Genomic DNA, 18,914 nt, shown 5'->3' with positions numbered 1-18,914 from the left:
GGTGCCTTTCGATCGTCTCAACAGCACGCGAGTACACACCGGCGCGCCCCTTGTGCCCACGCCGGAATGATCGCGCGGTTTAGCTGCCAGCAGCCTTGATCGCAGCCATCGCCGCAGGGTGGTAGTCGATCAGCGTGATCGAGGCCCCGAGGTCTGCGTTGAAGGCCCCCATGGCTTTGTGCACACCCTGAATTTCGCCGACGTTTTCGTAGATCGCCTTGGCAACCAGACCGACGATTTCGGGATCAGCCCCTTCTGCGGCGATCAGTGCCGCCTGTGCGCCAAAGGTCTTGATGTCGCGATCAAGCCATTCGTAGGCACCTGCCGGGATGGTCACAGCCGTTGAGCCATAGGCGTCCTGCATGGCGGCGATCACATCATCGGAGACGGACAACAACGTCAGGTCCCGCTTTGACGCGATGGAATTGATGCTTCCGCTTCCGACGAATGTTGCGTTGACCCACGTATCCGCACGCCCGTTCTGCATGATCTCGGAGGCAGTGCTGGAGCCCTGAAACTGCACACTGCCGCCTTTGCCTTCGATGGCCTCAAAGGTTATGCCCGAGGCTTCGAGCGACTTCTCCGCTAGGATCGACGGCAGGATGCCTCGGCGGTTTACCACCAGATTGTATTCGCCTTCCAGCGCCGCCAGATCACTGATGGATTCAATCCCGTTCTCCTGCGCAAAGGATTTGTCCGTGACCCATTGCATCGGCGCCCAGTTGTAAAGAAGCGCAACAGCAGCAACACCGCCCGTCGGCTCCCTGAACGGGGCTTCGCCCCGCGCGGCGATGGCCACCTCGCCGACGTGAACGATGGCCAGATCACACTTGCCCTGATTGACCTGCACGATATTGGCAAAGCCACCGCTGGATGTTTGATAGGTCACATTCGACTCCGGATCGACCTTTCGCACGGCGGCGTCGATGCCAGCGCCCAACAGGGACCACAGACCACCCGGGCTGCCACCACAAAGCGTGATGTTGTTTCCGGCATGGGCCGGTGCGGATGCTGAAAATGCAACGCCGGAGATCGCGGCGGCTGCGACAAACTGAAATAATCTAGGCAATTTTACTCTCCCGATGGATATCATTTTTTTGTTCGCATACAAACGAGACAATAGGCTTGGAATTGAGTCAAGGAATTTCTAGCCACCGCTCACACGGCAAAATCTATCCATTGCATCTGCCAAGGTGATTTTGAGCAATGATGCTGGCCGCGCGCAAATAGTCGAAAAACCGAATTATCGCAGGCAGTTGCCCAATCCTGCGCCGCAAAAAGCATCAGAAGCAGCCGGTGTCATGCAAGACCGGGGGCCAGCGCCGAGCATGACAGCGAAAACCCGCGATCAACGATAGTGCTTGCGTCATGCCATACAATCAATCACATTCATATAATAGAATTGATGGGGGAAAATATGCGCGGCAGACGAAGGCTTTTGAAACAGGGCGCAGGGCTGACGGCGACTGCGATGCTTGGTCTGCACGCGACACAGGCCCATGCGCAGGTGATGGTCGGCAGCACGAGGCTTGATGTCGTCAGCGACGGTTCGTTGACCTTACCGGGCGGTTTCATCTTTGATCCAATGCCTAAAAACGAGTTGTTGCCGATACTCGCGCGCTACGGTCAATCCCCCGACACGCTGACGCCGCCCTGCAACGTGACCCTATTGCGACGGGGCGCGCGGACGGTCCTCTTCGACGTGGGGTCTGGTCCTGGGTTCTCCCCGAACACGGGGGCCATTGTGAACTCCCTTGATGCCCTCGGCGTTGCCCCGGAAGACATAACCGACGTCATCTTCACGCATGCCCATCCCGATCACCTGTGGGGGCTCTTGGATGATTTCGACGACCCGCTGTTTGCCAATGCCAGCTACATGATCGGCAAAGCGGAATGGGAGTATTGGATGAACCCCAATACCGTGGATGACATCGGTGAGGCGCGCGCTTCCTTTGCCGTAGGTGCGAAACGGCGCCTTGAGATGATCGAAGACCAGATCAGCTTTCTCAATGACGGTGATGAGATCATCGGCGGTGTCGCCGCGCGGGCCACCTTTGGGCACACACCGGGTCACATGGCCTTTGAGGTGCGGGACGGCAGTGACGCGGTGATGATCCTCGGCGATTCCATCGGCAACGATCATATCGCCTTTGCACGGCCGCAGTGGCATTCCGGCGCGGACCAGAACCCGGAGGCCGCCGCCGCCACACGCGTTTCGCTGATGGATCAACTGGCGCTTGAAAAGACCCGCGTGATCGGTTTTCACCTGACCGGCAACGGCGTGGGCCATGTAGAGAAAGGCACAGACGGGTATACGTTTGTGAAGGAGGGATGAGCATGAAACACGCAAGCCTCGCACTCGCTTTGCTGTGTGGTCCGGTGATGGCCAGCGAAGACATCCCCGATCAGTACCCCGCCTCGATGCTCTATGCCAAACCGGTCGAGGTCATTCCGCACGTGTTTTCGGCGATCGGTGCGACCGCCCCGCCCACCTACGAAAACGCAGGCCATAACAACAACCTCAGCTTTATTGTCACCGGCGACGGCGTGGTGGTGATCAACGCGGGCGCCTCCTATCTGCTGGCCGAGGCGCTTCATGCCGAGATCAAAGCCGTGACGGATCAGCCGGTCAAACTGGTGATCAACGAAAACGGTCAGGGCCACGCGATGCTGGGCAATTCGTATTGGGCCGACCTTGGCGTCGATATCGTGGCACATGTGGACGCGGCCGCAGCGTTTGAGGAGAATGGCGATGCCTCTTTGCAAGCCGCCATCGCGCGGGTCAGGGAACGGGCGGATAAAACCTGGCTTGCCGCCCCGTCGATCACTTTTGAGGACAGTTACACCGTTGAGATGGGCGGCATGCAGATCGAGGCGCGCTACCTTGGTCCCGCGCATAGTCCGGGCGATATCATCGTATGGCTACCGCAGCAAAGCATGGTGATTTCCGGCGACATGGCCTTTCACGAACGCATGCTGCCGATCTTTGAAGATACAATGACCGCAGAGTGGATTGAGACATGGGAAACTGAATTCGAACCCCTCGCCGCGACCTATGTCATTCCCGGTCACGGCCATCCGACAAATATGGATCAGGTGCGCCGCTATACCCTCGATTACCTCGTGTTCTTGCGCGGGCAGATCGGGGCGCTTCTGGAGGAAGGCGGCGGTCTTGCCGAAGCCTATTATGTTGATCAGTCACCCTATGCGCATCTGGACACATTCGAAGAACTGGCAACCAAGAACGCAGGTCGCGTCTTTGAGCAGATGGAGTTCGAATAGCGGCCTATAGCGTCTGATGAAATTACCATTATAACCGCGTATCACCCACCGCTTTGAAACCTTTGGTTTCACACAGCAATGGGTGATTCAGGTGTTTCCCATGACGCTTTAAGCCAGTGTTGCCCTGCGGTCGTGAACCCGGGCCAGGATGACATGGGTCACCATCGCGCCCAGCCACATGCAAAACAGCGCAACCCATGCGGTCAATGCAAAGATCGCCCCGCCGGACATGCCCGCCCCCACCGCACAACCGCCCGCCAGCATGCTGCCAAACCCCATGAAAACAGCGCCGATCAAGTACCGTTCCATCGGGGTATCTGCGCCAAAGCGTTCCAATGCGGCCTCGCGGGTCAACAAGGCCATGGCGCCCGCGCCGATAAACACCCCCGGTACCAAGCCGACACCGAACCCAAGCGGCAAATCCGAAGTGTTCACCAGCCCCATCAGCGTATCCGCCGAAGGCCCCGTAAAGGTCACGGAAGCAATCGGCACGATTTCGAAGGAGACCTGCGCCACGGCATAGGTCAGCATCCAGCCAAGCGCCACAGCCGCCCCCACGCCAGCGGCAGCGAAAGCCTGGGTCCCTTTGACCGCGCGCTGCTGCGCCAGCACGACAGCCAGACAAAGCCCGATGCCTGCCAGCACGCTCAACAACAGGGGCGTCAAACCGAAATAGGACATGATATTGCGCCCCTGCCCCCCCTCAATCAGCCAGAGACCGGAGAGGTTTTCGCGCAGCGGAGAGAGCACTCCGCGCAAGGACGCTTGCGCCACAAGGGTCAGGACGAGGCCGGTGATCAGCGCTCTCAGGTTTCCTGTGGCCGACAGCACCAGCAGACGGCTCGCGCAGCCGCGCGCAAGGATCATACCCGACCCGAACAACAGCCCGCCGATGATCGCCCCCGACATGCTGCCGGTGGCAGACAACTGGCGGCTGGCAGAGACATCCAGAACGTTCAGAGCAATCGCGCCCTGCACGAAGAGGACCGCCGCACAAAACGCGATCAGCCATATTGCCAGACGTGGCCCAAGGGACGCGGTCGAGACTTCGACCGTGGCCGCGCGCAGGCAGAACCGGGAATGTTGCGCCATGACGCCGAACAGAACGCCCGTCAACGCCCCCGCGCCCGCAAGCACGGCACCCTCACCAAATTGATCCAGGAGCCCTTCGATCATCTCTGTGCCTTGTTCTTGGTCAGAGCCAACACGGCTTTGGCCGCAAACACCCTGATGCAGATCAATGACCGGAGCGCAGCGGGCAGCATTTTTGAAGAACCCTGGGCGATTACTCCAATCCAACCGCCTCGCGCGCGATGCCATCGAGCAGCGATTGAACCTCTTGCATGGGGCCTTCGGGATAGGTTCGGTATCCCACCATCACCTCGCCTGCGCGTTCGGCAACAAAGATGCCGTAGGGGCAATGCGCGATGTTCATGGGATCCGCTTCCATCACTTTGCGCGACACCACAGCAGAACAGAACACGTAGATGTCCGCCGCTTCAAACAGTTTTACATCACTGCCGAGGTCTCCGCCCGTCCGGTTGAGCATCTCGCCCGTGTGACTGACGTAATCAATCACCAGCCCTTCGCCGAGGATCGCGTTTTCCACGCTGAAGGCAGCATCATCAAAACTGCCGTCAAACGGATATACCACAGAAGTATCCTGCGCCTGTGCCACCCCGAAAGTGACCACGCAGGTCAGCCCCGCCCAAAGTAATATTCGCATATCCGTCCCCTTTCGCAGTTCAAATCAGCGATATGGTCAAAGAGAGCCTTGCGCGTGATCAAAGCCCTCTCCGTTTCAGCCTAAGCTCCGAACATGTCGGCGGTGATACCGGTATACCACCCTTCGGATTCCTCATAGGTCGTCTTGCGCAGTTCTGCGGTCTCGCCCGTCGCCGAGATGAAACCGTCAACCTTGGCGATCTTTTCCTCGGTCGCCTCATAGGTCGCACCGACCTTGACGCCGTTGTTGGTGTCGATCAGCGACCAGCAGGTGTTGGAGAACTTGGCCGGGAAGACTTTGGACCCGGTCAGCGCACCGCGCACCGCATTGGCACATACCTTTGCCTGCGAATTGGCCGAATAGCCCGACTTTGGCATATCCCCCTGCTGCGCAGCATCGCCCAGAACATAGATATCCGCATCCGCCTTTGACGACATATCGTGCGCATTCACAGGGGCCCAGTTTCCGTCTGTCACACCGGCAAGCGTGGCAATATGACCCGCTTTCATGGCGGGGATGACATTGCAGACATCGACATTTGTGACTTCACCATCGATCGACAAGGTCATCGCATCCGCGTCAACTGCTACATTGCCGCCGCCGAAATCGTCACCCACCCAGTCGATCATGCCTGCGTAGTGATCCGCCCAGCCTTCCTCAAACAGCGCTTGTTTTGAGAACTTGGCTTTCGGATCAGCAATAATGATCTTGGCCGTCGGATTGTTCGCCTTGAGGTAATGCGCCACCATCGACACCCGTTCATAAGGACCGGGGGGGCAGCGGTAGGGGTTGGGCGGTGCGACCATCGCATAGGTGCAGCCCTGCGGCATCGCCATCAGTTGCGCCTTGAGCAATTCCGTTTGCGATCCCCCCTTATAGGCATGTGGCATCGCATTTTGCGCAGAAAGGTCCCATCCCTCGACCGCGCCCTCGACAAAATCAATGCCGGGCGACAGGATCAGCTTGTCGTAGGGAACCGATCCGCCCCCCGCCAGCGCAACCGTCTTGGAATCGCGATCAACGCCCGTGGCCCAATCATGCACAACATTCACACCACTGGCAGCAAGGCCACCATAGGAATGACCGAGCTGCCCCATCTCTTTGAACCCGCCGATATAGAGGTTCGAAAAGAAGCAGGTGTAATACTGGCGTGTCGGCTCGATCAAGGTGACCCCGACCTCACCCTTGCTGTCCTTGGCGATATAGCGCGCAGCGGTCGCACCGCCTGCGCCCCCACCGACAACAACCACCTGTGGTTTGCCGTGGCCAGCCGCAAAAACGGCGGGCGCCGCAAGGGTTCCCATTGCGGCGGCACCCGTGCCCAGAAAGGCGCGTCTTTTAAGTGTCATCGTTCTCTCCTCCCAGAGTTTGGCCCCGTTATTCGAGGTCCTGAAAATATGCGGCCAGCGCCGCTATTTCGTCATTTGACAACCGCCCCGCCATCATCTGCATGACGGGATGGGGTCTGAGCTTGCGTTTGTAGGCGTGCATGGCCACTACGAAATCCTCCGTCGGCCATTGCGTAATTCCAGGAATACCATCGTTTGCGCCACTTGTCTGGTGGCAGGTCTTGCACTCACTTGCGAGGTATTCGCCGTATTCAGGATCCCCCTGAATGGCGAGGATCACCGGGTCCAGATCATGATCGGTGCCCGTCGCGGTCGGTTCGGCTTCGGGGATGTTGCCCGGATCATCGGAGTAACGGCGCAAATACGCCATGAGGTCGGAGCGTTCTTGTTCGTTTTTGATGCCCCGGAAACTCATCCGTGTTTTGGAGACCAAGGCGCGCGGGTTTTCGATGTAGGCGTCAAGGGTTTGCGCCGTCCAGATCAGGCCGTCATTGCCCATCCGGATCATGCTCTTGGAGTATTGCACCCCCTCAATGCGCCCTGCCGCGCGGCCAAACACACCGTTCAAATGGGGGCCGATGCCATTTTCAGCCCCCTCCCCCACCGCATGGCAGAATGCGCATTGACGGAACACCTCCCGGCCCTTGTCCGCATCGCCCAAACCACTGGCCACCGCGCCCCCCGCTGCCAAAGCAAGGGCAAGACCGGCCAAAGTCGAAAAGAACACGCGCATCGCCCTAGTCCCCGAACGATTTGAGGTATTCGACAACCGCCACCAGATCGTCTTCTTTCCTCAGCCCGGCGAAGGCCATCTTGGTGCCCCTCATGTAGTCTTTCGGATTGGCCAGAAAGGCGATCAGTTCGGCTTCGCTCCAGACCAATCCTTCCTCACCGGCAGCGGCCATGGGTTTGGAATACCTGAAACCCTCGACCGCACCGGCAGGCTTGCCGACAATTCCGTTCAGGATCGGACCGACACGGTTTTTCGCATCCTCCCCCACCTGATGACAGGATTTGCACTTGCGAAACACCTTCTCGCCCTCTTCGGCAAGGTCTGCATCGAATAATGCTGCGACGACCTCGGGTTCGGCCTGTGCCGCGCTCTCAGCGACAATCGTCCCCTCGGCAGGGGCCTCAGCCTCTTCCTGCGGTGTGACGTCAAGGACCATGGCGCGCATGGTGACGCTTACAGGTTCGGGTTTGCAGTTTTCCATGCAGGGCTCACCGCGCCATTGCGCATATTCCGTCTCGGCCCGGTCATCGATGATGAACCCATCCGCGTTCGGCATCTCAACGTCGAAAAACGTCTCATTGGACAGCACAAAGTCATCGTCAATCAGATCGTTTGAATAGAGAATATAGGCAAGCAGCGCATATGTCTCATCATCGCTCAGCGTCCCTGCGTTGCCATAGGGCATCGAGCGTTTGATATAGTCAAAAGCCGTCGACAGATAGGGCCAATAGGACCCGACCGTCTTGAGCGGATCGTCGTGATAAAGCGTGTCGATCCCACCGGCCAGTTTGGGCCAATTGTCGATGCCTTCGGCAAAATCGCCATGACAGGCCGCGCATTGGGTGGCAAATATTTCCTCGCCGATGATCGCATCCCCTGACCCCACGGGCAGCCCAGTGCCGTCGGGGCGCACATCCCCATCCCACGCGGCGATTTCCTCGGGCAGTGCCGCCCGGCCAAGGCCGAGCCTGTCCGCCATCGCAGGTGCGGCCATCAGGGACAGCGCGGTCAGGGCAACGGTTGATTTAAGAAACTTCGACATTTTCAGTCTCTCCATTCGCGCGTACCAGCCATGTCTGGATGCAGTTGTTGTGGTAAATCGAATTCAATCCGCGCACTTCGCGCAGCTGCGCCTTGGTGGGCTGTACATATCCTGTGTCGTCCATGGCCCGGCTCTGCAGCAGCATTTCCGACCCGTCCCACTCCGTATCAAGGTAAAAACGTGTCAGGGCCATTTTCTCACCCGGTTTGGCAAGCCGCGCGGTTTGCCAACTCATGCCGCCATCCTTGGACACATCGACACGGGTGATAGCACCATTGCCCGACCATGCCAGACCACTGATCACCAGCGGTCCCTTGCCATGGGTGATGGGGGATTGCGGGCTTGGGCTGGTCACGACAGACTTTGCATCCATCGCCCATGTCCACTTGCGGCTGATACCATCCGCAAGGGTATCGGTATATTTCGACGTCTCTTCGCGGCTTTCGACGGGGCCGTCCATCACTTCGATGCGGCGGATCCATTTCACCCACATGTTGCCTTCCCATCCGGGCACAACAAGGCGCACCGGATAGCCATGTTCCTTGCGCAGCGCTTCGCCATTGGCCTTGAACGCGATCAGGCAATCATCCAGCGCCTTTTCCATGGGGATCGAGCGGCCATTGGACGAGGCATCCGCCCCTTCCACAAAGACCCATTTGTCCTTGAGATCACCCGCCGTGTCGAGCCCGGCTTCCTCCAGCAACATGCGCAGGGGTACGCCGGTATATTCCATATTGTGGATCATACCATGGGTGAATTGCGCGCCATTCAGTTGCGCGCCGGCCCATTCCATGCCGGTATTCGCCGCACATTCGCAGAAATAGACGTGGTTTTCGCGCGGGAAGCGTTCAAGATCGCCGTAGGTGAAGACCAGCGGGGTATCGACCAGACCATTGATCATCAGGCGATAGTCTTCTTTCTTCAGATCAATCGCGCCTGAATGATGACGCTCGAACGCGCAGCCTTGCGGCGTGATCGTGCCGTCCAATGCGTGAATGGGCGTGAAGTTAATCGAACTGACCGTATCCGCCGTCAGCCATTCGACATTGCGACGGATCACGTCACGTTCATGCGCGATGGGCAGACCATAGGGGGTTTCATCGACGCCATCGCCAAAGCCCTGCGCCCATTCCTGCACTTCGGTGATCAAAGGGTCGGGGGTTTGGCTGCGCGCCGCTGTCGCGCTCAGCGCGCCCGCGCTAACGGCTGCTGCCCCGCGCAAGAACGCACGCCGCGAGGTGCCGTCTGGTTTGTTGTCATGCTCGGCCATGCCGCCTGTCTCCTGTCGTTTGGGTCCGCTCATGCGCCGACCACTTGCACACTGTTGTTGGGATCAAGCGAGATGACCCCCTGCTTGGCGATATGCGCCTCAACCACATCCCAGATCGCAGGCCCCTCGGTGCCTTCATTGACCGAGGCCCAGCCCGCAACCTGATAGGTTCTGGCAGGGTCAATCGCCTCACCCGTCTTGAGCAGGGTCATTTCCGTGATCCGGCTGCCCTGCGGTTTTGTCACATCAATGCGGTAGCCAAGGCCGCCAACCCGCACCATATCCCCACCCTGCTGGTAATAGGGGTCCGGGTTGAACAGGTTGTCGGCCACATCCTCAAGAACCACATGCAGGAATTCTCCGGTCATTTCGGTACGATACGCGGCACCATAGCTCATCGAGGTAACATTCCAGATGTCTTCGCGGGTGATGTCCTGCCCCGGCAGGATCGACGGCCCCCAGCGCACGCCGGGGCTGAGCGCGATGTCTGCTTCCCGCTCGGAAATCAGCGCATCGCAGAGCAGATCATCCCACGTCCCGTTGAAATTACCGCGCCGGTAGAGCAGTTGATCCTCGCCCGTGCGGCCAATGACTTCGCTCAGCTTATCCATATGGGGTGCCCGCTGGTCATCAATGACTTTCGCAACCTCCGGATCAGGCGCGATCACATCGGAAAAAATCGGGATCAGCTTGTGACGGAACCCCATCATCCGCCCGTCGCGCACATCCAGATCCACACGGCTGACGAATTTCCCATTCGATCCGGAGGCCACGATGATCGTGTCACCCACAAGCACCGGTTCGGGCAGCGCATCATGGGTGTGGCCCGACAGGATGACGTCGATGCCGGTCACTTTGCCCGCCATCTGCTTGTCCACGTCAAAGCCATTATGCGACAGGCACACCACCAGTTCAGCACCCTGCGCGCGGACCTGATCAACCATCTCCTGCATGTTCTCATCGCGGATGCCGAATGAATATTCAGGAAACATCCAGCCCGGGTTCGCAATCGGCATATAGGGAAAGGCCTGACCGATCACGGCGATCTTGACGCCGCCCCGCTCAAAGAACTGAAAAGGTGGAAACAATTCCGCAGGCTCGTCCCATTCCGCGTCAAAAATGTTCTGCCCGAGGGCGGCGAAGGGCAGCCCTTCCACAATTTCATTGACGCGATCAGAGCCCAGCGTGAATTCCCAATGGAACGTCATCGCATCCGGTTTCAGCGCATTCATGACATTCACCATGTCCTGCCCTTGCGTGTGGAAGCAGGTGTAGCTGCCGTGCCATGTGTCCCCGCCGTCCAACAACAGGGCATCAGGGCGGTCCGCACGGATCGCATTGATCACGGTCGCGACACGGTCCAATCCGCCTACACGCCCATAACTTTGCGCCAAAGCGGTGAAATCATCATAGGTCAGCGCGTAGGCCGACGGGCTGCCATCCGCAATCCCATAGAGTTTGCGAAACTCAGCACCCGTGATGTGCGGCACGGCACCCCTGTTGTCGCCGACGCCGATGTTAATTGAGGGCTCGCGAAAATAGATCGGTTTGAGTTGTGCATGTATGTCCGTGATATGGATCAGCGACACATTGCCGAAGGTGTCAAACTCGAGCAGCTTGTCTTGCGTCAGCGCCTGCTGCGCCGCCAGACGGGACCAGTTCCCGAAGCCAGAGGCCCCCAAAAGCGCCGTTGCTGCCATGCTGGTTTGCAAAAAATCACGGCGAGATATCATCCCGAAACTCCCAGTCGCAAAAACATATGCGGTTTATTGAATTAGTCATGTGCCAGAAAACCCCGCGCCGATCTCTCGGGCGGGGCTTTTTTTTTGTTCAGTTTCGAACGGAAGGTCCTTCGACGCTCAGGCCATTGCCGCGTGAGGCGACATAAAGCTCCAGTGCCACGAACTCGGCACTGCCGGGGCTGTATGTTTCCGCGCGGGTATCGCGAACGCACCCCTTGAAGCGCGAGTGTACCCCGTTCAGCTTGGTGTTTTTCAACCGGTAGACCGGAAAGCCGTTGATTTGGCCCTGGCTCAGGTGATCCGCCCGGATCATCATGCCATAGTTGTCCTCATGGCAGTTCGAACAGGACAACTCCAACTGGCCGGTGCGGGTGTAATAGAGCTCCTTACCAAGTTCCCAGGCGGATTGCGCGGGACCGTCAATCGCAACGTTCACCGGCATGCCACGCGACACCGACGCAAGGGCCGCTTCCATGTTGATCGCATCACCGCTGTCGTATTTCCACGCCTCGGCCCCCATGCGGTTGGTGCGGCAATCGTTCACCTGCATCTGCAAGGTGCGTACTTCGCCGGCGGCTTCATTCCATTTTGGATACGTCGCTTTGACGCCGGCCATGCTGTCGATGTCATTGTGACAGGCCGCACAGGATTTACCTTCCGTGCCCTCTGCCGTCTCCCAGACCTCCAGCGCCTGTTCGACAAAGATCATGCCGGGGTTGTCGAAATCATCCGCCTGCATGGCGCGTGTTTCAGTGCCACGAAACAGCCACCCTGACATGACTTCATCCAGCGCGTCCGACACATGCGCCGGTGCCGCGGTGCGCGTCACGATGGAAATGTCTTCGTTTACCACCAGTTGATCGTCCACCGGTTCAGCGAAAGCGCCCGGTATTGTCAAAAACGTCGCCAGCACAGCGCTTGTTATTCTCCGCATGGTATCCCTCCCAAGAATGATGCGCTTATCCGCTGATCGCGATTGATTTGGATGTCTCGTAGACGGAGCCGTCGTCATCGTACCATGTGAATTTGAACTCACCGGCCTCGGGGACCTTTGCTTCGAACTCAAAATAGGGGTTGGTGGAAATCGCAGGTTCCATCTTTACGTCCACCACGTTTTCACCGTTAAAATCGCAGGTGAAGCGGTTGATGATCGAACGCGGGATGACATTACCTTCTTTGTCTTTACGCTGACCGGATTCCATCTTGTGGCTGATCAGCGTCTTGATGGTGATCGTGTCACCGACCGCCGCCGTTTTGGGTACTTTCACGCGGGGTTTTACACCTGACGCCATGTTAAATCTCCTTGATCGCTTTAGCCGCCGCAGCCGCCGATTGTTACCTTGACCGTGCTGGAGGCTTGCACGAACGACCCATCCTCAAGCTTGGCGATTGCCACGACATCCTGCGTACCAGCGAGGCGGATACGGGTGGACGCAGCGCGCGAGGCCGAAAGCGGTCCAAACTTGAAGATGGCCACACCGGGCGTCGGATTGCCCGTGGCCAGCACGAGGATTTCCGCAGCCGTTTCCGAGGCGACTTCGATCGGCACCGTATTGCCGTTTTCGGCAATCTCGGGGGCAATCAGGCTGATATCGCCCACACCCACGTCGGCACCGCCCGTGAAGGCAGCAATTGCATCTTCCGTTGCAGAGGAGACGCGCAATGGAACACCCGCAATCAAGAGCGCCCCCGTCCCCATCAAGATTGCATTTCGTCGTGTCAGTTCCATTCTTGATCTCCTTCATTCTCTTTCAGACTGCGTCCGAAAGGGTTTGGATTATTCCTTGAGCGTCGTGAGATAGGCAACGACGTCTTCAACCTGCTGGGCGCTCAGAAGCGGCCCGAACGTCTCATCAGCGGCTTTGCCCGTGTAGGCATTGCCGGGGCGTATGAACCCTTCCGTCTTGTAAAAGGATGGCATCATGCTGTCCTCGAACATGATCTTGGCGTTCACGACTATGCCGCGCAACTCCGCCTCGGACCAGCGGTCGGCGGTGCCATCCAGCATCGGGCCGATTTCACCATGCCACGGCACATCCGCCAGATCGCTGACCTGATGGCAGGCCACGCAATTGCCCTGCCCCTTGTCGCCGACGATCAGACGGCCATTTGCAGGATCACCGGGAACACCGGTCAATGACTGCTCCACCGCGCCTTCGTTGAAACTGACAGCGGTGGGTGCAACCTCCTCGGCCAGCGCACCTGAACCAGCGAGCCCCACGAGCGAAGCCAAAATTACGGAAATCCTCATACGTCCTCCCAAACGCTGCATTTCGTATACCGTAGCGCACAGGATCGCGTTGACGCAACAACAAATTCAACTAATTGAATTTTATTATGTGATACGTCGGAACCGCTTGTTTTTGCGCTTTATTTCGACTGCTCTGCGAATTTGCGCGCATGATATCGCTGGAAACCTTCGTCTGCGTCATAGCCTTCCTCCACGACCCAGTTCAGCATGTTAAAGGTCGTGTAACGCCCAAAGGCACCGGGCATTGTTGCAACGGCGGCCTTGCCCGCAGAAACGCCATCCTCGACCTCCGTCGGGAAAAACAGGATCATGGGCGTGAATAATGCGCCCCATTTCCTGACCATTTCCTTCTCCGGCAAGGCCTCGCCGTCAAAGTCTGTCACCTCGATGTCACCGAACATGTTGATCTGCACGACAAAGTAGTTTTCCTCGATATAGGCGGCGATTTCATCAATCGGAAACACCTCTTCATGCATCTTGGTACAATAGATGCAGCCACGCTGTTCGATGATGACCATCAGGCGTTTGCCCTCGGCATTCGCCTCGGCAAGGTCCTCCGACAGGTCCTTGAACGTATCGCGCATCCACGGCGCTTTGTGCAGCCCGTCATCCCCCAGATTTGCAGCCACAGCCCCCGTGGCCATTATGACCAGTGCAACACATGCAGTGAACAGTTTTCTCATGAGGTTTCCTCCCCTTTATCCAAGCACGCCAAAGTTTGGAAAGACCTCCAGCATCAGCAGTGCGATGTAATTCATTGAGTTTGTCGCGATCAGCAGGCCAAAGACGATCAGCATCACCCCCATCGCCTTTTCAATCCGCCCCAAATGACGGCGAAACCGGTGCATCCAGCGCATGAAGGGCGCGATAAACAAGGCCGCCAGCACAAAGGGCGCAGTCATGCCCACACCATAGACGAACAGCAGCCAGGCACCCGTCGATGCCGTATCAGCCCCCGCTGCCGTGAACAGAATGGCCGCAAGGACCGGCCCGACACAGGGCGTCCAGCCAAAGGCAAAGGCAAGGCCGATCACATAGGCACCTGCATAGCTGACACTCAACGCCCCGCCGGTATCCGTACGCAGTTGTCGGTACAAAACGCCGATCCGGATCACGCCCAGAAAATGCAGGCCCATCGCGATAATGATCGCCGCAGCGATCCAGCGCAGGATGTCGAAATAGTCGCGCACGACCTGCCCGAACAGCGTTGCCGCGGCGCCAAGGCCCACAAAGATCGTGATCACACCTGCGGCAAAGCAACAGGCCGCCAGAACGGCGCGCGTGCGTGTGCGGGCATCAATCTGTGCGTCGGCGGAAATCTGGTTCATGCCAACACCGGCAAGATAACTCAGATAAAAAGGCACCATCGGCAGGATACAGGGGGACAGAAACGACAACAAACCGGCAAGGGCAGCGCCCAGAAAGGTGATATCCATCATGACAACGCCCGAGCCTTGTATTATTCACATATTCATATTACGTTATTTGTAGATTAAAGGTCAATTTGACATGTTCCTTCGCGCCCTCCTTTTTTCGAGCCTGCTGGTTTTGGCCGGTACGTATCCTGTTCTGGCGGACACACGGCTGGTGATGGTGGAGGAAAAGGGTTGCATCTGGTGCGCCCGCTGGAATGAGGAAATCGCGGATATCTATCCGAAAACCGGCGAAGGAAAAGCCGCGCCGCTGCAGCGTATGGACATCCACGCGCCGCGACCCGAGAGGCTCAGCTTTGCGCGCGCGCTGCATTACACCCCGACGTTCGTGCTGATGGTGGATGGCGTGGAAGTGTCGCGCATCGAAGGCTATCCGGGCGAAGATTTCTTCTGGGGCCTGTTGGCGCAAATGCTCGTTAACGCAAATATTGCCATACTTGAATAAAATACCGGGCTGCGGCGCAATAGGCCGTTGAAGGAAAGGTCAGGCCCCCTTATGAACAAACAAACCCCGGCTGTTGAAGCCGATACAAATTCCAGCATCGGGCAGAAGATGGGCCTTCCAGTTTTTGACGCGAACATGTGTGCGGAAGATTTGGACAAGATGGCAGCCAATGCCGTCGAAGCAGCCAATTTCCTCAAGGCAATCAGCCATGAGGGCCGGTTGATGATCCTTTGCCATCTTGCATCCGGCGAGAAATCCGTGACCGAGCTTGAAACACTGCTGTCCGCACGTCAGGCCGCCGTTTCGCAGCAGTTGTCTCGTTTGCGCCTTGAGGGACTCGTGACGCCGCGGCGTGACGGCAAGACAATCTATTACAGCCTTGCGGATGACCGCCCCAAACAAATCATGGAAGTGGTTTATGAGCTGTTCTGTCAGGACAAGTAAGGCGCACGTCCAATCGCCTGACCTCTAGCAATGATGCTTGATCTGATGTCCGAATCCAGCCTCGTCGCTCTTATCGGGCTCGTGGGCGGTATTTTTCTGGGGTTTGCCGCGCGGATAGGACGCTTTTGCACCCTCGGCGCGATCGAAGACCTCCATTACGGCGAAAACGCGCTGAGGCTGCGCATGTGGGGCATCGCCATCGGCGTGGCCGTCTTTGGCACCTTTGGCCTGTCGGCGATGGGATTGCTGGACCTGCAACAGACGCTTTATCTCTCGATCGCGTGGAACCCTGTGGCGAGCATCGTCGGCGGCTTGCTTTTTGGCTATGGCATGGCACTGGCGGGGAACTGCGGCTACGGCGCTTTGGCGCGGGTCGGGGGCGGTGATTTGCGCGCGCTGCTGATAGTACTTGTCATGGGCATCTCGGCATATATGACGCTGGGCGGGCCGTTTTCAGGTCTGCGCATCTGGCTGTTCGGGGCGACAGAACCCACCACCGCCGCCCCGTCATTCGCCCATGCGCTGGCCGGGGCGACCGCCCTGCCCGTCAATGGCGTCGGGATGGCAATAGGATGCGCAATCCTCGCGCTTACGCTACTGAGCAGAGAACTGCGCGCCTCAACGAGCCATATCATCTGGGGCGCTGTCGTGGGCCTCACCATCGTCTCCGCCTGGGCCGGAACGCAATGGGTTGCAAACAATGGTTATGACGCAACGCGCGTTGTCAGCCACACGTTTTCCGCCCCCATCGGTGAAACACTGATCTACGCGATGACATCCTCCGGCAATTCGATCAGCTTTGGCACCGGGTCGGTGATCGGCGTCGTCCTTGGCGCGCTGATCGGCAGTCTCATCAAGGGTCAGTTCAGATGGGAAGCCTGCGACGATGCGAGGGAATTGCGCCGTCAGATTCTTGGCGGTGCGCTCATGGGGGCGGGCGCAATCATTGCCGTCGGGTGCAGTGTGGGTCAGGGCCTGTCTGCCTTCTCTGTGCTTTCCTACGGCGCGCCGCTTACCTTTGCCTGCATCATGATCGGCGCTGCCATCGGCCTGCGCCAGCTCATCCTCGGGTTCAGCCCGCCCGTATAACCGTAAGGCGCTGGCGGGACTGAGCCCTTTATTGTGGCAACGCACTACCGGCTGACCTCTTGACGCGGCACCCTGATCCGGGCGGGTCATATGCGGGGGCGTTTCCTGCGTCTTTCGGGTGATTGGATTGTCGTCGAAACCTGCCGGGCGGCGCGGTTACCTGCGCGATCAGCACGCAAGGTGACACATCACTTGTCCCTCAGCACCAGTTCCTCGATTTCGCGGTCGCCCATAACGCCCACCGGGCGCAACGCCATGGTCAGAACGATGACAAGGCCGAGCATCACGCCGGACAGGCCCAGCACTTCGGGAAAATCAATCCCGACGATCACCGGGCCGGTTTCCAGCCAGCGCACAACCTCCAACCCGAATGAGATCGCAAATGTACCCAACACCGCGCCCGTCACCGTGCGCATGCCCCCAAAGATCAGCATCGCGAGTGTCAGAAACACATGGTTGAAATAGAAAGGCCGCGCAGAGATCGTACCAAGGAAATAGGCATAGGCGATTCCGGCACCCGCAAGGATCAGACCCGACAGCACCCAGGCGATCAGGCGCAGGCGCACCACATTGACGCCCATCGCCGCAGACCCGGTTTCGTCATCCGCCGAGGCGCGCAGCATGACACCCCATGGGCTTTCGCGGAACCCGCGCACGATAAAGACGACGACCACCGCAAGGATCACGATCGACGTCAGCGAAAAGACCTGCGGTATGCCAAAGAACGCCTGATTGCCTTTGAAAATATCCGTGCGGTAAAGGAATATGGAATGCACGATCACCAGAATAGCAAGGGTCGCGATGGTGGCCCCGGTCCCGGTCATCCGCACGATAAAGATACCCACCAGAAACGCGATAGCCCCGGTGATCAGCAACGCGACAATCGCGGATGTCAGCGGGTCCAGCGCAAAGGCATTCAGGCCCCACGGAGCATCAGGCAGCGATATCTGTTTCATCGCCACAGGGGTGACACTGATGGCCGCCGCATAGGCACCGATGCCCATGAATGCACTGTGGCTCAGATTTGTGAGCCGCGAATTGCCCATGAACACCTGCAGGCCAAGGACGACAATCAGGTTCACATAGGCGCTGTAGATCAGGCGCAACTGGTATTTGGAGGCAAAGAAGGTGGCCAGCACCCCGATCAAAATGAGGATGGCGGCCAGCATGCATGCGCCAAGTACCCCGCGTTTCTGGCCTCGGGTCAGGGTCACAGCTTGTCCCCTTTTTCCTTGGCCGGGCTGAGGATACCATCGGGGCGCCACACAAGAACCAGCGCGATGATCCCGAAGACAAAGGCATCCTTGAGGCCCCCATACTCCTGCGGCAGCAACACCAGCATGCTCACCTCGACGGCCCCCAACAAAAACCCGCCCAGCACCGCACCCGGCAAGCTGCCAAAGCCGCCGACGACGCAGGCCACGAAAGCCTTGAGCACCGGATTGAAACCGAAATGCGGATCAACAGAACCGCGCCGCGCCATGATGAAGATACACGCCAGCCCCGCCAGCAACCCCGAAATCAGGAAAGCCAGCGCAAAGACGCGGTTCGCGCGGATCCCGGTCAGGCGCACCATCTCGAAATCAAGCGAAGCCGCCCGCATGGCCAGACCAAGCGTGGTGCGTTGCAGGAACAGCACAAGGCCGACGATGACCACGACCGTCGTGATGGATTCGAATATCTGCAACGAGGATATCTGCACCCCGAAGAGGGTCACGGGCACATCCAGAAAATAAAGTGATGTAACCGCAATCGGGCGCGGAGAGATAAAGAGCAAAAACAGGTTTTGCAGCACGATCGAAACACCAAAGGCCGTCAAAAGCCCCGTGGTGGGGTCTGCGTATCTGACAGGCCGGAAGGCGACCCGTTCCAGCGCGACCGAGGTCAGCGCCGCAGCAGCCACCGCGCCCACAACGATAATCAGCGGGTTGGCCGTCACCAGTGCCGCAAAAGCCACCATCGTGTAGCCGCCAACGGCAATGACCTCTCCGTGGGCGAAATTCACCAGACCCATAACGGAAAAGACAATCGCCAGACCCAGTGCCAGAAGCGCGTATTCAGCCCCGAATGACAGCGCGTTGATGATCTGTTGTGCTGCATATTCCATC

Annotated in this window: 21 protein-coding genes; 5 read left to right on the top strand and 16 right to left on the bottom strand. The window is 58.5% G+C overall.

What is annotated here, in order from left to right; all coding sequences use genetic code 11:
* Nucleotides 1-79 precede the first annotated feature (79 nt).
* Complete coding sequence (locus RD1_RS07060) at nucleotides 80-1,069, bottom strand: TAXI family TRAP transporter solute-binding subunit (RefSeq protein WP_011567778.1); 990 nt, start codon at nucleotides 1,067-1,069, stop codon at nucleotides 80-82.
* Nucleotides 1,070-1,417: 348 nt separating this feature from the next.
* Here RD1_RS07060 and RD1_RS07055 point away from each other — a divergent pair, with 348 nt between their 5' ends.
* Both RD1_RS07055 and RD1_RS07050 read left to right on the top strand, forming a co-directional pair.
* Nucleotides 1,418-2,335 (top strand): MBL fold metallo-hydrolase, encoded by a 918-nt coding sequence (locus tag RD1_RS07055; RefSeq protein ID WP_011567776.1) that lies wholly within the window; start codon nucleotides 1,418-1,420, stop codon nucleotides 2,333-2,335.
* A 2-nt stretch (nucleotides 2,336-2,337) separates the two neighbouring features.
* Complete coding sequence (locus RD1_RS07050) at nucleotides 2,338-3,282, top strand: MBL fold metallo-hydrolase (protein ID WP_011567775.1); 945 nt, start codon at nucleotides 2,338-2,340, stop codon at nucleotides 3,280-3,282.
* Nucleotides 3,283-3,390: 108 nt separating this feature from the next.
* Here RD1_RS07050 and RD1_RS07045 read toward each other — a convergent pair whose 3' ends face one another.
* The 13 genes from RD1_RS07045 to RD1_RS06985 form a co-directional block, all read right to left on the bottom strand.
* On the bottom strand, nucleotides 3,391-4,458 hold the full coding sequence (locus tag RD1_RS07045) for a YeeE/YedE family protein (RefSeq protein ID WP_011567774.1): 1,068 nt from the start codon (nucleotides 4,456-4,458) through the stop codon (nucleotides 3,391-3,393).
* A gap of 109 nt (nucleotides 4,459-4,567) precedes the next feature.
* Nucleotides 4,568-5,008, bottom strand: a complete 441-nt coding sequence (locus RD1_RS07040) for a DUF302 domain-containing protein (RefSeq protein WP_011567773.1) — start codon at nucleotides 5,006-5,008, stop codon at nucleotides 4,568-4,570.
* A gap of 80 nt (nucleotides 5,009-5,088) precedes the next feature.
* On the bottom strand, nucleotides 5,089-6,357 hold the full coding sequence (locus RD1_RS07035; protein ID WP_011567772.1) for an NAD(P)/FAD-dependent oxidoreductase: 1,269 nt from the start codon (nucleotides 6,355-6,357) through the stop codon (nucleotides 5,089-5,091).
* 28 nt (nucleotides 6,358-6,385) lie between these two features.
* Nucleotides 6,386-7,090, bottom strand: a complete 705-nt coding sequence (locus RD1_RS07030) for a c-type cytochrome (protein WP_011567771.1) — start codon at nucleotides 7,088-7,090, stop codon at nucleotides 6,386-6,388.
* Between the two features lie 4 nt (nucleotides 7,091-7,094).
* Entirely contained in the window at nucleotides 7,095-8,132 is a 1,038-nt protein-coding gene (locus tag RD1_RS07025; protein ID WP_011567770.1) for a c-type cytochrome, read from the bottom strand.
* Nucleotides 8,116-9,402 carry a sulfite dehydrogenase gene (soxC, locus tag RD1_RS07020; protein ID WP_011567769.1) on the bottom strand — a complete coding sequence of 429 codons (1,287 nt, stop codon included), beginning with the start codon at nucleotides 9,400-9,402 and terminating at the stop codon, nucleotides 8,116-8,118. The genes RD1_RS07025 and soxC overlap by 17 nt, the downstream gene beginning before the upstream one ends.
* Before the next feature lie 29 nt (nucleotides 9,403-9,431).
* Nucleotides 9,432-11,135 (bottom strand): thiosulfohydrolase SoxB, encoded by a 1,704-nt coding sequence (soxB, locus tag RD1_RS07015; protein WP_011567768.1) that lies wholly within the window; start codon nucleotides 11,133-11,135, stop codon nucleotides 9,432-9,434.
* A gap of 97 nt (nucleotides 11,136-11,232) precedes the next feature.
* Entirely contained in the window at nucleotides 11,233-12,078 is an 846-nt protein-coding gene (soxA, locus tag RD1_RS07010; RefSeq protein WP_011567767.1) for a sulfur oxidation c-type cytochrome SoxA, read from the bottom strand.
* Between the two features lie 25 nt (nucleotides 12,079-12,103).
* A complete protein-coding gene (gene soxZ, locus RD1_RS07005) occupies nucleotides 12,104-12,436 on the bottom strand; it encodes a thiosulfate oxidation carrier complex protein SoxZ (RefSeq protein WP_011567766.1) in 333 nt (110 codons plus the stop codon).
* Nucleotides 12,437-12,456: 20 nt separating this feature from the next.
* Nucleotides 12,457-12,873 (bottom strand): thiosulfate oxidation carrier protein SoxY, encoded by a 417-nt coding sequence (soxY, locus tag RD1_RS07000; RefSeq protein ID WP_011567765.1) that lies wholly within the window; start codon nucleotides 12,871-12,873, stop codon nucleotides 12,457-12,459.
* Between the two features lie 48 nt (nucleotides 12,874-12,921).
* Nucleotides 12,922-13,395: a sulfur oxidation c-type cytochrome SoxX gene (gene soxX / locus RD1_RS06995; protein ID WP_011567764.1), complete on the bottom strand. Its 474-nt coding sequence runs from the start codon at nucleotides 13,393-13,395 to the stop codon at nucleotides 12,922-12,924.
* 119 nt (nucleotides 13,396-13,514) lie between these two features.
* Complete coding sequence (locus RD1_RS06990) at nucleotides 13,515-14,078, bottom strand: thioredoxin family protein (protein ID WP_011567763.1); 564 nt, start codon at nucleotides 14,076-14,078, stop codon at nucleotides 13,515-13,517.
* A 15-nt stretch (nucleotides 14,079-14,093) separates the two neighbouring features.
* On the bottom strand, nucleotides 14,094-14,834 hold the full coding sequence (locus RD1_RS06985) for a cytochrome c biogenesis CcdA family protein (RefSeq protein WP_044032997.1): 741 nt from the start codon (nucleotides 14,832-14,834) through the stop codon (nucleotides 14,094-14,096).
* A 70-nt stretch (nucleotides 14,835-14,904) separates the two neighbouring features.
* On the opposite strand from RD1_RS06985, the gene RD1_RS06980 reads away from it, so the two are divergent.
* From RD1_RS06980 to RD1_RS06970, 3 genes are all read left to right on the top strand, one after another.
* A complete protein-coding gene (locus RD1_RS06980) occupies nucleotides 14,905-15,273 on the top strand; it encodes a hypothetical protein (RefSeq protein ID WP_011567761.1) in 369 nt (122 codons plus the stop codon).
* Nucleotides 15,274-15,381: 108 nt separating this feature from the next.
* The gene (locus tag RD1_RS06975) at nucleotides 15,382-15,717 is read left to right on the top strand and encodes an ArsR/SmtB family transcription factor (RefSeq protein WP_044033380.1); all 336 of its coding nucleotides are present in this window, start codon (nucleotides 15,382-15,384) and stop codon (nucleotides 15,715-15,717) included.
* A gap of 33 nt (nucleotides 15,718-15,750) precedes the next feature.
* Nucleotides 15,751-16,806, top strand: coding sequence for a YeeE/YedE family protein (locus tag RD1_RS06970; RefSeq protein ID WP_011567759.1), 1,056 nt, complete (start codon nucleotides 15,751-15,753; stop codon nucleotides 16,804-16,806).
* Between the two features lie 188 nt (nucleotides 16,807-16,994).
* Here RD1_RS06970 and RD1_RS06965 read toward each other — a convergent pair whose 3' ends face one another.
* Both RD1_RS06965 and RD1_RS06960 read right to left on the bottom strand, forming a co-directional pair.
* The gene (locus RD1_RS06965) at nucleotides 16,995-18,020 is read right to left on the bottom strand and encodes a branched-chain amino acid ABC transporter permease (protein ID WP_011567758.1); all 1,026 of its coding nucleotides are present in this window, start codon (nucleotides 18,018-18,020) and stop codon (nucleotides 16,995-16,997) included.
* Nucleotides 18,017-18,913, bottom strand: a complete 897-nt coding sequence (locus tag RD1_RS06960) for a branched-chain amino acid ABC transporter permease (protein ID WP_011567757.1) — start codon at nucleotides 18,911-18,913, stop codon at nucleotides 18,017-18,019. The genes RD1_RS06965 and RD1_RS06960 overlap by 4 nt, the downstream gene beginning before the upstream one ends.
* Nucleotide 18,914 lies beyond the last annotated feature (1 nt).

Origin of the sequence: Roseobacter denitrificans OCh 114, assembly GCF_000014045.1 — a bacterium.
In the GTDB taxonomy this organism is placed as follows: Bacteria; Pseudomonadota; Alphaproteobacteria; order Rhodobacterales; family Rhodobacteraceae; genus Roseobacter; species Roseobacter denitrificans.
Note: the sequence above shows the minus strand (reverse complement) of the source record. Positions and strands in the feature narration are given on the sequence as shown.

Excerpts from the sequence above, each read along its gene's own strand:
- soxZ (WP_011567766.1), bottom strand. The coding sequence starts at position 12,436 with ATGGCGTCAGGTGTAAAACCCCGCGTGAAAGTACCCAAAACGGCGGCG.
- RD1_RS07045 (WP_011567774.1), bottom strand. The coding sequence starts at position 4,458 with ATGATCGAAGGGCTCCTGGATCAATTTGGTGAGGGTGCCGTGCTTGCG.
- soxB (WP_011567768.1), bottom strand. The coding sequence starts at position 11,135 with ATGATATCTCGCCGTGATTTTTTGCAAACCAGCATGGCAGCAACGGCG.
- soxX (WP_011567764.1), bottom strand. The coding sequence starts at position 13,395 with ATGAGGATTTCCGTAATTTTGGCTTCGCTCGTGGGGCTCGCTGGTTCA.
- RD1_RS07030 (WP_011567771.1), bottom strand. The coding sequence starts at position 7,090 with ATGCGCGTGTTCTTTTCGACTTTGGCCGGTCTTGCCCTTGCTTTGGCA.
- soxC (WP_011567769.1), bottom strand. The coding sequence starts at position 9,402 with ATGGCCGAGCATGACAACAAACCAGACGGCACCTCGCGGCGTGCGTTC.
- RD1_RS07050 (WP_011567775.1), top strand. The coding sequence starts at position 2,338 with ATGAAACACGCAAGCCTCGCACTCGCTTTGCTGTGTGGTCCGGTGATG.
- RD1_RS06975 (WP_044033380.1), top strand. The coding sequence starts at position 15,382 with ATGGGCCTTCCAGTTTTTGACGCGAACATGTGTGCGGAAGATTTGGAC.
- RD1_RS06990 (WP_011567763.1), bottom strand. The coding sequence starts at position 14,078 with ATGAGAAAACTGTTCACTGCATGTGTTGCACTGGTCATAATGGCCACG.
- soxA (WP_011567767.1), bottom strand. The coding sequence starts at position 12,078 with ATGCGGAGAATAACAAGCGCTGTGCTGGCGACGTTTTTGACAATACCG.
- RD1_RS07025 (WP_011567770.1), bottom strand. The coding sequence starts at position 8,132 with ATGTCGAAGTTTCTTAAATCAACCGTTGCCCTGACCGCGCTGTCCCTG.
- RD1_RS06980 (WP_011567761.1), top strand. The coding sequence starts at position 14,905 with ATGTTCCTTCGCGCCCTCCTTTTTTCGAGCCTGCTGGTTTTGGCCGGT.
- RD1_RS06960 (WP_011567757.1), bottom strand. The coding sequence starts at position 18,913 with ATGGAATATGCAGCACAACAGATCATCAACGCGCTGTCATTCGGGGCT.
- RD1_RS07035 (WP_011567772.1), bottom strand. The coding sequence starts at position 6,357 with ATGACACTTAAAAGACGCGCCTTTCTGGGCACGGGTGCCGCCGCAATG.
- soxY (WP_011567765.1), bottom strand. The coding sequence starts at position 12,873 with ATGGAACTGACACGACGAAATGCAATCTTGATGGGGACGGGGGCGCTC.
- RD1_RS07055 (WP_011567776.1), top strand. The coding sequence starts at position 1,418 with ATGCGCGGCAGACGAAGGCTTTTGAAACAGGGCGCAGGGCTGACGGCG.
- RD1_RS06970 (WP_011567759.1), top strand. The coding sequence starts at position 15,751 with ATGCTTGATCTGATGTCCGAATCCAGCCTCGTCGCTCTTATCGGGCTC.
- RD1_RS06985 (WP_044032997.1), bottom strand. The coding sequence starts at position 14,834 with ATGATGGATATCACCTTTCTGGGCGCTGCCCTTGCCGGTTTGTTGTCG.
- RD1_RS07040 (WP_011567773.1), bottom strand. The coding sequence starts at position 5,008 with ATGCGAATATTACTTTGGGCGGGGCTGACCTGCGTGGTCACTTTCGGG.